The sequence below is a fragment of the Emticicia aquatilis genome (assembly GCF_014644295.1).
Lineage (GTDB): Bacteria > Bacteroidota > Bacteroidia > Cytophagales > Spirosomataceae > Emticicia > Emticicia aquatilis.
Genome location: NZ_BMKK01000005.1, coordinates 85261 through 100011, shown reverse-complemented (window position 1 = coordinate 100011; position 14751 = coordinate 85261). Strand labels below are relative to the sequence as shown.

The window sequence follows — 14751 nt, the reverse complement described above, 5'->3', positions numbered from 1 at the left end:
GTGTGAGAAGGCATTAACCTTCAAATACCTTTTTAAAAGTCGAGAGCAAGCCCGACCACGAATTATCTTCTTTTGGTTGTGATATAACTTTTACTTTCGGAAATTCTTCTACTACTTCTTTGGCCAGCACTTCGTTTGATAATTGCACTAAATCAAGCCCGCCGAACGTACCAGACGACATCATCAAGAGGTTTGTTTGGAACCAGTTTTGGCTCATCAAAAACTCTTTCAATGCTTGGGCGTCAGTAAATACCATTAAGTTTTCATCGCCGAATGCCTTTTTAATATCATCAGGCGTAATCATTGGCATACGTTTCATTTCGAGTGTATGGGGCGAATAGAAAACAATTGCCGTGTCGGCATTATTCATTTTATGCTCATACTGAGGCAAGAAATCTTTGTTTAAGCTACTAAAGGTATGCAATTCGTAGCAAGCAACCAATCTTCTGCTCGGATATAACGATTTTGTTGCGTTGGTTGTTGCTTCAAGTTTTGATGGAGCGTGGGCAAAATCTTTGTAAATAAGGGTATTTCCGTTTTCTCCGAGCTTTTCAAGACGCTTTGAAGCACCCGAAAAATGCTGGATTGCTTCGTAGAATTCTTCGTCGGTAATGCCCAAGCGGTCGAGGATAATTTTCGCACCGTTGAGGTTTTTCATGTTGTGTTCGCCAAAGATTTCTAACGGTACATCACCGTCTTTGGTTTGGAGAATACACTTACCATTTTCGATTTTATACGGGTGTGCTTTATACGGAAACTTCGATACATCAGCACGGTCTTTTTCGCCAATAACCTTTAAAATATCATCGGTTTCGTCATAAATGATGCTCCCTGCCTTTGGTAGTCCATCCGCCAATTCTTCAAACGTACGTACGTAACTATCGAAAGTTGGGAAGATATTGAAGTGGTCCCAAGCGATACCGCTGAACAAAGCGATATGCGGATGATAGAATAAAAACTTCGATTTGAGGTGAATTTTTGACTCAGGGTATTCGTCGCCTTCGATGATGATAACTGGTGAATCGTCGTTCAATTCAACCATAATATCGAAGCCTTCGATTTGGGCTCCAACTAAATAATCAAATTTGCGATTAAAATATTTTAATACGTGCAAAATAATACTTGTGATACTGGTTTTACCGTGGCTACCTGCAATCACAACACGCTGTTTGTTAAGACTCTGCTCATAGATATACTCTGGGAAAGAATATATTTTAAGACCAAGCTCTTGTGCTTTAGCGAGTTCGGGGTTATCGGCAAAAGCGTGCATTCCGAGAATAACAGCATCTAAATCAGACGTGATTTTTTCGGGAAACCAGCCCATTTCGGCAGGGAGAATACCTGCTGCCGCTAAACGACTTTTCGATGGGTCGTTTATTTCGTCATCTGAACCCGTAACCTGATACCCTTTTTTGTTTAATGCAAGGGCAAGATTGTGCATTACAGCACCCCCAACAGCTATGAAATGTATTTTTTTTGACATGAAGAAAATACTTAATTAGGAATTAAGAATTAAAAATTAAGAATGATGGTTTTACTCTTAGTTAGTATTAAGTTGTACATTAAACTAAATAAAAAATTGGATAAGAAAATGACATTCTTAATTCCTCATTCTTAATTCTTAATTTCAAACAAATTTCATTGCAAAGTTCTTAATTTAATATGACATTTGCACATATTTTTCAAATTTCCATCAATGACCGTTCTAAACGGTAAAAAGCTATCAGTGAATTTGTTGAGGAACTCAATCAATTGCACTACTTTTAAGATATGAAACGTTATATAGACCTTATCGAACAAACCTTTGAGTTTCCGACTCGTGAGTTTGGTGTTGATGAAAATCATACATTACTCTTCAATAACGTTCGCTTGACCGATATTATTAAGGAGTATGGTACGCCTTTGAAAATTAGTTATTTGCCAAAAATAGCAGAGCATATTGATAATGCAAAATTGCTTTTCAGAAATGCTATGAAAAAGTATAACTATAAAGGCAATTATACGTATTGTTACTGCACGAAATCATCGCATTTTAGGTTTGTAATCGAAACTGCCCTCAAAAGTAACGTTCACCTCGAAACCTCATCGGCTTTTGATATAAATATCATCAGAGCTTTGTATGATGATGGAAAGATAAACAAAAATACTTACGTAATATGCAATGGCTATAAGCGTCCAAAATACTTGGAAGACATTTCGGCCTTGCATAACGATGGCTTCATTAACTGTATTCCGATTCTTGATAATCTGAAAGAAATTGATTATTATTTAGAGCATTCAACTGCCGAAACCGTGAGTGTTGGTATCAGAATTGCGACTGACGAAGAACCAAACTTTGCTTTTTATACTTCTCGTTTGGGGGTTCGTTATAATGATATTAATAGTCTGTATTTGGAGAAAATTAAACCAAATCCACGCTTTAAACTCAAAATGTTGCACTTTTTTATCAATGCTGGTATCAAAGACAACGCTTATTATTGGTCGGAACTAACTCGCTTTATGTTTAAATATTGCGAGATGAAGAAGATTTGTCCAGACCTCGATTCGATTGATATTGGTGGTGGATTACCGATTCAGACATCGTTGGTTTTCAACTATGATTACCAAGCGATGATTGACGAAATTATTGAGAATATCCAATGGATTTGTAATAAAAATAACGTACCTGTTCCTCACATTTTTACCGAATTTGGTAGCTATACTGTGGGCGAAAGTGGTGCGGTTATCTATAAGGTTATCGACAAAAAACAGCAAAACGACCGTGAGTTGTGGTACATGATTGATGGCTCATTTATTACGCAATTACCTGATTCGTGGGGAATTGGTCAGAAATACATCATGATGCCAGTCAATAATTGGGATAGTCCGTATGAAAAGGTAAATCTTGGTGGATTGACTTGTGACTCGGCTGATTTCTACAATACCGAGGCTCACTCAGAAGACTTGTATTTACCAATTTTTGATATTGAAAACGAAGACCAATACATCGGTTTCTTCCACACAGGAGCTTACCAAGAATCGTTGGGTGGCTATGGTGGTATTCAGCACTGTTTGATTCCTGCACCGCAACACGTATTGGTAAATTTGGATGACGATGGCAATATCGTAACTGAGCTTTTCTCGCCTGAGCAAGATAGTGATTCAATGCTGAAAATCTTAGGATTTAAAGCAAACGGAAATGGTGAAGCACCCAAAACTACAACCGTTAAAAAAGTGAAGAAGGCCGTTGAGGAAGTAACGGAAGAAACCGCTTCATAAAATATTTATTGAAGAATAACGTTTAAGAAAAAATGGTTTGTGCAGAATGTAAGACCTGCACAAACCATTATATATTGAGAGAACAAAAATTGAAATTCTGATGAAAGTTAAATTACTGATTTTGAGCTTTTTAGTAGTAGGAGCAATGGCTTCATGCAAGCGTCAGCAATGTCCAGCTTATGGAAAAACCACGCCCAAAACTACTGTTGATAAAAGACACGCTTGATTTTATACAATTTGAGTAATAAATCGAGATGCTTCGAGCAGGCTGCCAAATTGCCAGTCAGCTAAGTCTGTTGTTTCTTTTCCACCAGTGATGTGGATTGTTTTCACACCTGCTTTTTTTCCTGCTTTTACATCACGTTCGGCATCACCAATCATAAACGATTGCGTTGAGTCAATTTGGTATTTTGCTATTGCTTTTTCAATCATCAACGAATCGGGCTTACGTAGAAGTGAGTTTGAAGTATAACTTGGGTGATGCTTCGAGAAATAGAGGTCGTCGATAATTCCTCCACATGCCGATTGCAGTATTTCGTGAAAATCTCTCACGAGGTTTTCGGTATAAAGCCCTTTGGCAATACCCGCCTGATTGGTCACAACAATGAGCATATAGCCCGCTTTTTTGAGCAACGAAAGCCCTTCGGCTACACCATCTCTAATCACAAAATCTTCTTTTCGACTTACGTAGTCGTGTTGTTCTTCGTTTAGTACTCCGTCTCGGTCAAGGAAAACACACTTTTTCATGCAGCATTATTTTGTAGTACAAAGAAAAGAAAAAATATAATTAAAATCAGATAAATGTCTGAAAAAATATTCTTCTTGTTGGGTTTATGGAATAAATAAATTATAAAAACCGATATTTGAAATAAAAACTTCAAAAACTATGCTAAAAACTCTACTTACGGTTTCGCTGGCCTTTATTTCAACGACATTATTAGCACAATTATTTAACGAAGACTTCAAATATAGTACAGGTGCATCATTAACCGCCAATGGTTGGGTTGCTCACAGTGGAGCAGGTACAAATGCCATAAAAGTGGTAGATGGTTTGGCTTATTCGGGGTTGACAACTACTGGCGGAGCGGCCAGTTTGACAACTTCGGGCGAAGACATCAACCGAAATTTTCCTGCTGTAAAAGATGGTAATGTTTATGTGGCATTCTTAGCAAATTTTTCGGCCGTACAAGATGCCGGTGATTATTTTTTGCACCTTGGGCCTACAACGCTGAGTACAATTTTTAGAGGAAAAGTATTTGCTAAAAAAAGCGGAACAGGCTTTCAGGTAGGAGTTACGAAGGCGGGTAATACCCCAAATTATGCTACTACGGTCTATGAATTGAATAAGACATATCTTTTTGTACTAAAATATACACTCAAAAGTGGAAGTTCGACTGATGATGAGGTTGTTTTGTATGTAAACCCAACAATTACCGAAAAAGAACCAGCAACGCCAATTTCGATAACGCCAGCCGCTGAAAGCGATACTGATAGCGATATTGGTACGATTGCTTTGCGTCAGGGAACGGCCGCAAATGCTCCAACCGTGAAAATTGATGGTATTCTGGTGGCTACTAAGTGGGAGGAATTGTTTGTTAAAAATGATAGTCCGAGTATTACGATTATCAAAGCCCCGAAGCAAATTACGAGTGCAACTGTGGTTGATTCGTTGGTGTTTTCGGGCAGTAATTTAACTGGAAATCTTTTCGAGGTTGTGGGTAATGGCTTGGAATTTTCAACAAAGAAGGATTTCTCGACATCAACAACTGGTTTGATAGCTTACACAATCGATAAAAGTGGAGTAGTTGATAATGGAAAAGTTTATTTGCGTATCGCAAAGACCCAAGCGAGCAGTATTACTACAAACTTGGTATTTAGATTAGACCAAAAGGTGCTTCAAAGTAACCCTGCGGTGGCAATAGAGTTAATTGTGAATCCGCCCGCTAATGAGATTCAGGCAATCAGTAAAGTAAAAACTTTGGCCGAGCAAACATCTGTAAAAATTGCTGGACGAGTGACTTCGGCGGGCGAAATTAATAATTTGGTTTATATCCAAGATGCTACGGGAGGTATTCCGATTGGAGGAGTTTCGGCTACAATCGCTGTTGGAGACTCGGTGCAAGTTTTCGGGAAATTATCAAATATTAGTAAGCAGCTTTATTTACAAAGTTCGGAGTTTACAAAAATCGGAACAACGAGTAAGGTTTTAACACCAAAAACTATTACAACCGGCCAATTGGCTGCTAATGAAGGTAATTTGATTTTGGTGAAGGATGTAAGTTTTGCGGATAAGAAATTCGTTTTCCTACCCAATACAAATTATACGATTGCCGAAGGAACTGCTAATGCTACCGTGAGGGTTTGGGAAGGAACTGACATTGATGGCCGTACAAAACCACAAGCAACTTTTACGATTTCGGGCGTGGTTGGGCGTTTCAATGATGGCTATCAAATTTACCCTCGTTCGCAAGCAGATATTCCAGGTACAGGAAAACCGCAAGGAGCAGTTTTAAGTATTTCGGTCGATAGAACCTTTGATGTAGCTGCATGGAATATCAACTGGTATGGAAATACAGCCAATGGCCCTTCGGATGAGGCTTTGCAGCAAGCGAATGTGCTACAAGTATTAGATTCACTTAAATCTGATTTGTATTTTTTGGAGGAAGTATCGAACCCAACTGCATTCAAGAATTTAGTTGCCAAAATGAAGGGTTACGAAGGAGTTTGCTCATCGGCTATTTCGGCGGGAGGTGTGGCCGATGATGCTCAGAGAGTATGTTTTATTTACAGAACAGATATTGTAAAAAGTGTTTCTACGAGACCTTTATTGACAGGGGCCACAAATTTACCTAACTATCCATCAGACCCTGCTCGTTTTTGGGCGAGTGGCCGTTTGCCATTTTTGATGGTTGCCGATGTGACGGTTGATGGGGTAAAACAACGCTTGCACATCGTGGGTATTCACGCCCGAGCAAACACAGGCGGGACTACTGGCACGGAAGCCGACCGTGAATTGCAGTATCGCCAAAGAAAATATGATGTTGAGGTACTGAAAGATAGTCTTGATGCTCAGTTTCCAAAAGAGAATATTATCATAGCTGGTGATTTTAACGATGATGTTGACGAAACTGTTTCGGTGATTAGTTCTACTAAAGAATCAAGCTATAAAAAATACATCGATGATGCGGAGCGTTGGCAAGCACTAACCAAGGCTTTGAGTGATGATGGTTATCGTTCGTATGTTTCTCAAGAAAATGTGATTGACCATATTTTGATTTCTAATGAACTGAAAACCAGTTATTTGAGTAGCTCAGTAGGTGTGGCATTGCCTTTCACGTTCTTGAAAAACTATACATCGACTACTTCTGACCACTTGCCAGTTTTTGCACGTTTTCAATTTATAGCACCACCAACTGCTACCGAACCTGCACTGGGGATTAATGCAAGAGTTTTTCCGAATCCAACCGCTGATGTGATTGACCTTGACTTAGACGAAACGCTAAGCAAGCAGTTGTTAGATGTAAGTCTTTCTAATTCACAAGGGTTTATGATTTTTAAAGGCAATGGCACTTGGGATAGCATCAAACAACAGCTTAATAGTGATTTATCGAAGCGTTCGGCAGGTGTTTATTTCTTGAAAATAGCAGATAAACAACGCCGTGTGAGTGTATTTAAAATAGTAAAGCAATAAGATTAGATTGCATTGTGGTTTGAAACATTTGTACTATTTTTAGGGTTACAAACTAAAACCCTTATAATCATTATGGAACAAATAGTAGAATATTTCGCCACAATTCCGTCGTCGCACCGAAGTGCGATTCTAATTGGTGGCATTGCTTTCTTCTGGATGGCAGAATATGCAGTGCCACTTTTTCAGTTCAAATACAATAAAATCAAGCACGCAGGAGTCAATATTTTCTTTACGCTGACAACAATCGTTATTAACTTTGCTTTGGCATTTATATTGCTAAAATCGGCCGAATGGGCAGTAAATAATAATTTCGGAATTTTACAGTGGTTACCCGAAATGCCGCTTTGGGCTTATACGATTATTGGTTTGCTTTTGCTCGATTTGATAGGGGCATGGTTTGTGCATTGGACAGAACATAAGGTAAAATGGATGTGGAAATTTCACTTGATTCACCATTCAGATACTAATGTTGATACTACCTCGGCTAACCGTCATCACCCTGGTGAGAGCGTATTTCGTTTTATTTTCACTACGGCAGGAATCGTGATTGCGGGAGCTCCGATGTGGATGGTATTTATGTATCAAGCAATTTCGGTGCTACTTTCGCAGTTTAATCACGCCAATATTGTGATTCCAAAATGGCTTGATAATGCTATTAGTTGGGTAATCGTTTCGCCCGATATGCACAAAGTGCATCATCATTATGTGTTGCCTTATACCGACTCGAATTATGGAAATATCTTTTCTATTTGGGACAGGCTTTTCGGTACATACATGACACTCGACCGTGATAAAATTATTTATGGCATTGATACTCACATGAAACCCGAAGAAAATTCACGTTTGGGCAGCTTACTAAAAATTCCTTTTGAGGCGTATCGGAAGCCAGTAGGGGAGTAAAAAAAAACGGTGTCTGAGCGTATCGGACAGCCGAAGCTGTCGAAGACACCGTTTTTTACGTAAGGAATTGACAATGAATAATTTTTGCTTTAACTTAGTAAAGTAAAACGATTGATTGATGTTTCACGAAAACCTATTAGAACAAATTCTTGATTTACCCGATGCAGCGATATTGATGCAGGAGGTAAATACTCGACTGAATGAAGAAAGGCAGCGTAGAGAAAAATTCTACAATGATATAGATGAATCTGTAAAAGCCGAGTTCATTAATGGCGAAATGATTGTGCATTCTCCTGTAATGAAAAGGCACAATACAGCTACTGGCTTGTTATACCAGCTATTGAATATATACTGTTATAAGCACAGCCTTGGTTTCGTTGGCTTCGAGAAAATAATGACAGTTTTTAGTCGGAATGACTACGAACCTAATATTGTATTTTTCGGAAATGAAAAAGCTAAAGATTTTAAAGAAGTTCAAACGCTTTTTCCAGTACCTGATTTTATAGTAGAGATTCTTTCAAAAAGCACTGCTAAGAATGATAGAGGCGTAAAGTTTGATGATTACGAAACCCACAAAGTAGCCGAATATTGGATGATAGACCCTGATAATGAAGTAGTTGAGCAATATTTGCTACAAGAAAAACGCTACGAATTGAATCTTAAATCAAGCAACGGAACAATAAAAAGTAAGGTTATTGAAGGCTTTGAAATTCCTATTAGAGCTATTTTTGATGAGAAATTAAACTTTGAGGTTTTACAGAGTTTGCTAAAATAAATTTAAAAAACGGTGCCTGAGCGTGTCGGACAGCCGAAGTTGTCGAAGGCACCGTTTTTCATTACATCCACTCCCAAGCACTTTGATAAGCTCCGATTTCTTGGGTATAATTGATAAATTCCTCATAAAAATCAGAACTTGCCAGTGTGGCACTGTCGCCGATGACTACGAGTTTTTTTCTGGCACGAGTCATGGCCACATTCATACGGCGAATATCTGACAAGAAACCAATTGCACCCTCAGCATTACTACGGGTGAGACTGATGTAAACAATGTCTCGTTCTTGGCCTTGAAAACTATCAATCGTATTGACCGAAATATGTGGCAAAATGTCTTGTAGTTCGGGTGTGTGTTCGACTTGTTCTTTCAGAATCGAAATCTGTTGTTTATAAGGCGAAATAATGGCGATACTTGGGAATTGATTCGTGCTGATTTTTTTCTTCAATTCTTCTACAAAAATATTCAGATGCTTTACTAAAAAGGCCGCTTCATCGGGGTTGGTTGAACTTGTTCCATCCAATTTTTCATCGAAACTACAACCTGCGGTGTCGATAAAGGCAAGTGGTGAATCATCAGCAAAAAGTAAACGTTTGGCTACCGAATCATGTGCTTTTAATTTATTCTGATAAAAAATCTTAGATGAATGTGCCATAATTTGCTCATTCATGCGGTATTGTTCTTCCAAAAGAGTAACCGCTTCGGGGTGAAGTGCTACACATTTTTCGAGCAAAGTCGTACTTAAACCAGCCTTTGCAGCCTCGTTTGATTTAATTGTTGGTGATAATTGGCAATGGTCGCCCGCAAGAATTATTTTTTGTGCTTTCAGAATCGGAATCCAACACGCAGGCTCTAAGGCTTGGCCAGCTTCATCAATAATTGTTGTTTGAAATTTTACATTACGAATCGTGTAATGATTTGCCCCTACCAAAGTGGCCGTTATTACCTGAGCTTTTGCCACTAAATCGTCAATGATATACTGCTCAGTATTGCCTACTTCTTTCATTATTTTGTGGGCTTCATCAAACAAAGCTTTTCGTTGGTCACGCTCCGACTTACCAAAGCTTCGTTTGTATTTATGAGCCATATTTCGGTACTCATTTGCTTGTTTTTTTAGCGTTTTTGCATTTTTCATCATCGGATGGTCGGTCATTTTATGGTCTAATGTCAACGCCACCAGACGCTCGCTTACACGGGCAGGATTACCGATACGCAAGACGTTTAGTCCTTCCTCCGAAAGTTTTTCGCTCAATAAATCAACGGCCGTATTGCTTGGGGCTACCACCAAAATCGGGGCCTTATTTTCTTGTTTGCTGAGTGCCTTGATTGCTTGTACCAAAGTGGTGGTTTTTCCTGTACCAGGCGGACCGTGAACAATCGCTAACTCATTGGCTGATAGTATTTTATTTAAAGTATTATTTTGAGACTCATTGAGTTTCGGAATCGAAATTGGGTGCAAATCGGTTCGGAAAGTTGGCGTTTTCTCACCCGTCAGAATCTTCACTAAGCTGCCTTCTGGTTTTTCAAGTATTTCGTTCGCCGATTTGAGAGCTGCTTGCATCTCGTCGTAGCTGTTGTCATCGAAAAGTAAGTCGATTCCGAGTTTGCCATCACGAGCAAAGTCAGGAAGTTCGTCGGTGCGGAGCGTGATTTTTAAACGATTGGCATTGAGGTGCGAAATTGTGCCTTCCACACGGTCTTTTTGTGGGTCATGATTACCAAAAAACACAGCGGGCATTCCAGCACGTAATTGGTGCGAAAGCTCATGGTGAGTAGTGCGTTCTACCTCAACCGTCAAATAATCGCCACGACTCATTTCTGAGCCTCTGATGGCAATCGGATACCAAGTAAGGCCATTGGCTCGACGCTCGGCAACGGAAGATTGTTCAGTGAGTTTACGGTACTGTGCGTGGTCTTCTTCACGCTCGGTTTTTAGTAAATCAAGAAGTTTTTTGAAATAATCCATACAGCAAAGGTACGGAAATATTCAGTTGATATTGAGAGCAAATTATTGATTAGGCTATGTTTTGAAGTTTCTGGACTGCGTTTAAAACTTTTTGTACAGTTAAAACCAAAGGCTTTAGTTGGTCATTAGCGGTGATAGCCGACCAATCACGTACTTCCTTTATCTGATTAGCAAACTTTTTAAGATTTGATAAAGCAATAGTAGCTTGCTCGTTTGATTGAGCCGTCTCTAATTTAGCAATTGCTGACTGTGCTTCCTTGATATTTGCTTGCCAGCTGGCATTTGAACTCATGAATGATAATAAATCAATGGTAGCACCTTTGAGGGTTTCTACATTGAGATTGTTGCTGAATTTATTTTGAAATGCCATGATATGTGGATTTTGGGAACAGAAAACATTCAGCATAGAAACGAGAAAGTTTTTTACGAAATTGTGTAGAGGAGATAAGAGTTTGGAGGTGAATCGGTGTTGAAGAAGGGTGTAAAAAAATAAAGCCCTGATAATCAGGGCTTTACGGTGGTACCGAGGACGGGAATAAACATGGGTTGTTAAATGGTTGATAATCAAATACTTATGTATTTGTATTTATAAAATTTCTACAATTTTTCTACAATTATTGCAGAATTTTTGTTTTTTCTACACTTTTTTTACCTTTACATAGTACTGCAAAATAAATATAAATATAGAGTATCAAAGATGGAAACGCAATCTACTAAATACCGAGTTAAAATTGTAAGTAAAGTTACCTCTACTAATAGAGAAAGGCTTTACCTATTATATAAGCTTAATAAGAGAACGTGGGAGGCTACTGATGAATTTCTTTTTATTACACCTAAAGGGGTACTCGAAAAACAACATAATAAGGAAGTTAAGATTAAAGTGGAAGCTCTTAGAGTTGAACGAGAAAAACAGTTATTTAGTAATGAGATTGATGAGATACTTGAACAAAAGAAAACTAAAAATCAAGACTTTTATACTTATTTTGATAACTATCTTAAAGACTATACACAGAAGGATAAAAGAGTAATGGTGGCAGTTTATCAACAGTTTAAAGAGTTTGCACCTCCACCTATCTCCATTAATCAAATTGATGAAAACTTATGTATTAAATTCAAAAACTATCTTGACAAAAAATTAAATGGTGAAACCCCTCACACATATTTTGCAAGGTTTAAAAAATTTATAACATATTCAAGTAAAGGTAAAAATCGAATTTTTAAGCAAAACCCGACTGAGGATGTAAAAAATACTAAACAGGAAAAGAGTATAGAAAAGGAGGTTTTGAATATTGATGAATTGAAATTATTGACAGTAAGCTATTGTGGTAATGAGAACGTAAAGAATGCTTTCTTATTTGCTTGTAATACAGGTTTGCGATTTGTTGATATAAAAGCACTTAAATGGAAATACATAAAGGGTGACTCATTACAAATGAATCAAGCTAAAACAGACATAACAGTAAATTTATTTTTGAATGCAAATGCAAAGAAATTTTTACCTGAACGTAAAAAAGATGATGATTTCGTGTTTAATTTACCAAGCCATAATGCAACAATTAAAAACCTTGAAAACTGGGCAAAGACAGCAGGGGTAGATAAACATATTACATTCCATTGTGCAAGGCACACATTTGGTACGTTATTAGCTTTCTATGGAAGTGATATTGTTACTGTAAGTAAACTTATGGGGCATACATCATTAAAGCACACAATGAAATATATAAGGATAGCTGATGAAATGAAAAAGAAAGCTGTAAATGCTATACCTAACTATTGAAGTTGATAATAAATGTATCATTTAATTATAATTCAAAAAATTTAGAGATTAAAAGAAACTCTATGAACTTCACTTTTTATAAAAACATATTATCTGCAAATCAATTAACGCATGAACTAATAACTCAACTAAAATATGGGTCTTTGGATAATTTTATTGACCAATTACCTTTAAATTATAAAAAGGTTATACAAAACAATAAAATTTTCTTTTGGAGTGCCGAAGACCATTATTATACATTAGAGCCACAACCAAAATGGACAGAGATTACAGAAATAGATTATAGTAATAAAGTTAGTATTGAAGATGTAAAACAACAATTTTATGATAGATTCATCAAAGATAGTATCAATATCCTAAAAGATGAATTTCATACTTGGAGGCTAAAATTAATAGATTTCAAAGATACAAAATCTGAAATAGATAGTGTAAGTGAAAAGTTATCTTACTTTGAATCAGTTGCAAAAGATTTAGATTATTTGAAGCCATACTATGAAGATATAGAAGGCTCATTCATGTTTTTGAAACAAGAGATTGATAAAATTAAAAGACATTTCCTTATTGAAAGTGAAATTATTAATACTCAAACCAATTATCCTTTTAAATTAAAGGATGGTGCTAAAGTTGATATTATAAGATTACTCTATGCTTTACATGATTTAAAACTCATTTATAATCAAGATGATAGTTTTCCTACTCAAAAAGAATTTATGGACTATTTTGGTAAATTATTTAACAATAATTTTGATAGATATTCTGCACATATCAATTTTAATGTTCCCAAAGAGACCTATTTGAAAATATTTGAAAAATTGTTAAAAACCGCAACTGAACAATACAATGATAAAAATAAATAAAAATCTAATATTGAGTCAATATTGACTCAACAAATACATATTCTACATTCTATCACATTTGTGAAACACTTAAACATTCACAAAATGATAGCAAATCAAATTATAGTAACTACTCCTAATGAACTTTACAGTCTCATTGAAAAAGCTGTAAATACAGCAGTTCTACATTTCTCTATACCCCAAAGGGTTGATGATACCTTTCAGAATGAATTTTTAACAATTCAAGAGGCATCTACAATGTTAAATTTAGCAGTTCCAACTATCTATTCAATGGTTAATAAAAGGAGCATACCATTTAATAAAATAGATGGACAAAAAAAGCTTTACTTCTCAAAGAATGAATTAAATGAGTGGTTAAAGAACGGAAGGAAACTAACAAAAACAGAATTGACCAATAAATTGAAATTAAAGAGAAATGGTTGATTTTGTAAAATTTAAAGTAGCTAATTTCAAGGAAATTACTACTAATTCATTGTTGAAATTTATTTGTAAACAGAATAAAGATAAAACCAAAAGCCATAAAGAAGCTAATTACAATGGTTTTACATTTAAAAGTTTCGATTCAGGTTATCTAATTGTATCAGGAAGTTTACACAAATATTATAATGAAGGAGAACACAATCATAATGATTTTACTTTCTCTATGTTGCAATTAGTTGTTGAGGATTTACAAAACAAATTCCATTTTAATTTAGATGATTGCTATTTACAGAATATCGAACTCGGTGTTAATATTGTTCCTGTGATTAATACCCAATCAATAATAGAGGGCTTAGTTGTACATAAAAACAAAGATTTTGATACAAGAAAAAGAGGTTTCTACAAACAAGCACACCATAGTCAATATTACCTAAAAGTCTATAATAAAGCCAATCAATATAATCTTTCAGGACAACTAATGAGATTTGAATTGAAATTTATTAAGATGGAAAGATTAAAGAAATTAGGTATTAGAAAGTTAAGTGATTTACAAGAAAATCATTGGATTGACTTAATTCAAGATGTACTATTATATGAGTGGGATAAAATACTATTGTTTGATAAATCTATTAATATTGACAGTTTTACTAATAAAAGACAGCTACAATTACATAGATGGAAGGATAGTAATTACTGGTTACATTTAGAAAAGAATAAAAGGTATAGGGAATTGAAGCAATATAAAAAAATTGTAAGTCAATATTCAGATTTGATTCAAGATAGAACTAAAGATATTATTAAGGATAAATGGATTAGTTTAAGTTTATTATAATTGTTAAAATGATTACTTATTGACACTATACTTGAATGGTAAATAAGTAGCACTTACAAGAAATATATTGAAAGGTTATGTAATATCTGATAGATAAAAGAAGATATTAACCATATAAATTACCGCAAATAATAGTGGTTTTTAATTGGTAACTTATTTAATTGCTCTATTTCGTAGCTTGGTTAACATACAGCCAAGCTATTTTTTTATAATTATCAAAATTATGACTTTGTTATTACGAAAATTTTCAAAGATAATTATTACAAAAATACTGTTAT

13 protein-coding genes are annotated in these 14751 nt (G+C 36.0%); 9 read left to right on the top strand and 4 right to left on the bottom strand.

The window, feature by feature from the left end; translation table 11 throughout:
• Positions 1-13: 13 nt before the first annotated feature.
• Positions 14-1483: a UDP-N-acetylmuramate--L-alanine ligase gene (locus IEX65_RS13095; protein ID WP_188766531.1), complete on the bottom strand. Its 1470-nt coding sequence runs from the start codon at positions 1481-1483 to the stop codon at positions 14-16.
• Positions 1484-1770: 287 nt separating this feature from the next.
• Here IEX65_RS13095 and IEX65_RS13090 point away from each other — a divergent pair, with 287 nt between their 5' ends.
• Both IEX65_RS13090 and IEX65_RS28125 read left to right on the top strand, forming a co-directional pair.
• The gene (locus IEX65_RS13090) at positions 1771-3258 is read left to right on the top strand and encodes a type III PLP-dependent enzyme domain-containing protein (RefSeq protein WP_188766530.1); all 1488 of its coding nucleotides are present in this window, start codon (positions 1771-1773) and stop codon (positions 3256-3258) included.
• Between the two features lie 100 nt (positions 3259-3358).
• The gene (locus IEX65_RS28125; protein WP_262891860.1) at positions 3359-3484 is read left to right on the top strand and encodes a hypothetical protein; all 126 of its coding nucleotides are present in this window, start codon (positions 3359-3361) and stop codon (positions 3482-3484) included.
• Positions 3485-3486: 2 nt separating this feature from the next.
• On the opposite strand, the gene IEX65_RS13085 is transcribed toward IEX65_RS28125, so the two are convergent.
• The gene (locus IEX65_RS13085; RefSeq protein WP_188766529.1) at positions 3487-4005 is read right to left on the bottom strand and encodes a D-glycero-alpha-D-manno-heptose-1,7-bisphosphate 7-phosphatase; all 519 of its coding nucleotides are present in this window, start codon (positions 4003-4005) and stop codon (positions 3487-3489) included.
• Between the two features lie 139 nt (positions 4006-4144).
• Here IEX65_RS13085 and IEX65_RS13080 point away from each other — a divergent pair, with 139 nt between their 5' ends.
• The 3 genes from IEX65_RS13080 (at position 4145) to IEX65_RS13070 (ending at position 8624) form a co-directional block, all read left to right on the top strand.
• A complete protein-coding gene (locus IEX65_RS13080; protein ID WP_188766528.1) occupies positions 4145-6949 on the top strand; it encodes a DUF5689 domain-containing protein in 2805 nt (934 codons plus the stop codon).
• Positions 6950-7021: 72 nt separating this feature from the next.
• Complete coding sequence (locus IEX65_RS13075; RefSeq protein ID WP_188766527.1) at positions 7022-7849, top strand: sterol desaturase family protein; 828 nt, start codon at positions 7022-7024, stop codon at positions 7847-7849.
• A gap of 118 nt (positions 7850-7967) precedes the next feature.
• Positions 7968-8624 (top strand): Uma2 family endonuclease, encoded by a 657-nt coding sequence (locus IEX65_RS13070; protein WP_188766526.1) that lies wholly within the window; start codon positions 7968-7970, stop codon positions 8622-8624.
• A 61-nt stretch (positions 8625-8685) separates the two neighbouring features.
• On the opposite strand, the gene IEX65_RS13065 is transcribed toward IEX65_RS13070, so the two are convergent.
• Positions 8686-10587, bottom strand: a complete 1902-nt coding sequence (locus tag IEX65_RS13065; RefSeq protein WP_188766525.1) for an AAA domain-containing protein — start codon at positions 10585-10587, stop codon at positions 8686-8688.
• A 49-nt stretch (positions 10588-10636) separates the two neighbouring features.
• A complete protein-coding gene (locus tag IEX65_RS13060) occupies positions 10637-10957 on the bottom strand; it encodes a hypothetical protein (RefSeq protein WP_188766524.1) in 321 nt (106 codons plus the stop codon).
• A gap of 327 nt (positions 10958-11284) precedes the next feature.
• Between IEX65_RS13060 and IEX65_RS13055 the strand changes: the two genes are divergently transcribed.
• The 4 genes from IEX65_RS13055 to IEX65_RS13040 all read left to right on the top strand — a co-directional run bounded on the left by IEX65_RS13055 (position 11285) and on the right by IEX65_RS13040 (position 14473).
• A complete protein-coding gene (locus IEX65_RS13055) occupies positions 11285-12364 on the top strand; it encodes a site-specific integrase (RefSeq protein ID WP_188766523.1) in 1080 nt (359 codons plus the stop codon).
• A 62-nt stretch (positions 12365-12426) separates the two neighbouring features.
• On the top strand, positions 12427-13221 hold the full coding sequence (locus IEX65_RS13050; protein WP_188766522.1) for a hypothetical protein: 795 nt from the start codon (positions 12427-12429) through the stop codon (positions 13219-13221).
• 84 nt (positions 13222-13305) lie between these two features.
• Positions 13306-13644, top strand: coding sequence for a helix-turn-helix domain-containing protein (locus IEX65_RS13045; RefSeq protein WP_188766521.1), 339 nt, complete (start codon positions 13306-13308; stop codon positions 13642-13644).
• Positions 13637-14473, top strand: coding sequence for a hypothetical protein (locus IEX65_RS13040; protein WP_188766520.1), 837 nt, complete (start codon positions 13637-13639; stop codon positions 14471-14473). Before IEX65_RS13045 ends, IEX65_RS13040 begins: the two co-directional genes overlap by 8 nt.
• The last annotated feature ends 278 nt before the right edge of the window (positions 14474-14751 follow it).

Coding starts and splice junctions, on each gene's coding strand:
- IEX65_RS13095 (WP_188766531.1), bottom strand. CDS start 1,483: ATGTCAAAAAAAATACATTTCATAGCTGTTGGGGGTGCTGTAATGCAC.
- IEX65_RS13090 (WP_188766530.1), top strand. CDS start 1,771: ATGAAACGTTATATAGACCTTATCGAACAAACCTTTGAGTTTCCGACT.
- IEX65_RS28125 (WP_262891860.1), top strand. CDS start 3,359: ATGAAAGTTAAATTACTGATTTTGAGCTTTTTAGTAGTAGGAGCAATG.
- IEX65_RS13085 (WP_188766529.1), bottom strand. CDS start 4,005: ATGAAAAAGTGTGTTTTCCTTGACCGAGACGGAGTACTAAACGAAGAA.
- IEX65_RS13080 (WP_188766528.1), top strand. CDS start 4,145: ATGCTAAAAACTCTACTTACGGTTTCGCTGGCCTTTATTTCAACGACA.
- IEX65_RS13075 (WP_188766527.1), top strand. CDS start 7,022: ATGGAACAAATAGTAGAATATTTCGCCACAATTCCGTCGTCGCACCGA.
- IEX65_RS13070 (WP_188766526.1), top strand. CDS start 7,968: ATGTTTCACGAAAACCTATTAGAACAAATTCTTGATTTACCCGATGCA.
- IEX65_RS13065 (WP_188766525.1), bottom strand. CDS start 10,587: ATGGATTATTTCAAAAAACTTCTTGATTTACTAAAAACCGAGCGTGAA.
- IEX65_RS13060 (WP_188766524.1), bottom strand. CDS start 10,957: ATGGCATTTCAAAATAAATTCAGCAACAATCTCAATGTAGAAACCCTC.
- IEX65_RS13055 (WP_188766523.1), top strand. CDS start 11,285: ATGGAAACGCAATCTACTAAATACCGAGTTAAAATTGTAAGTAAAGTT.
- IEX65_RS13050 (WP_188766522.1), top strand. CDS start 12,427: ATGAACTTCACTTTTTATAAAAACATATTATCTGCAAATCAATTAACG.
- IEX65_RS13045 (WP_188766521.1), top strand. CDS start 13,306: ATGATAGCAAATCAAATTATAGTAACTACTCCTAATGAACTTTACAGT.
- IEX65_RS13040 (WP_188766520.1), top strand. CDS start 13,637: ATGGTTGATTTTGTAAAATTTAAAGTAGCTAATTTCAAGGAAATTACT.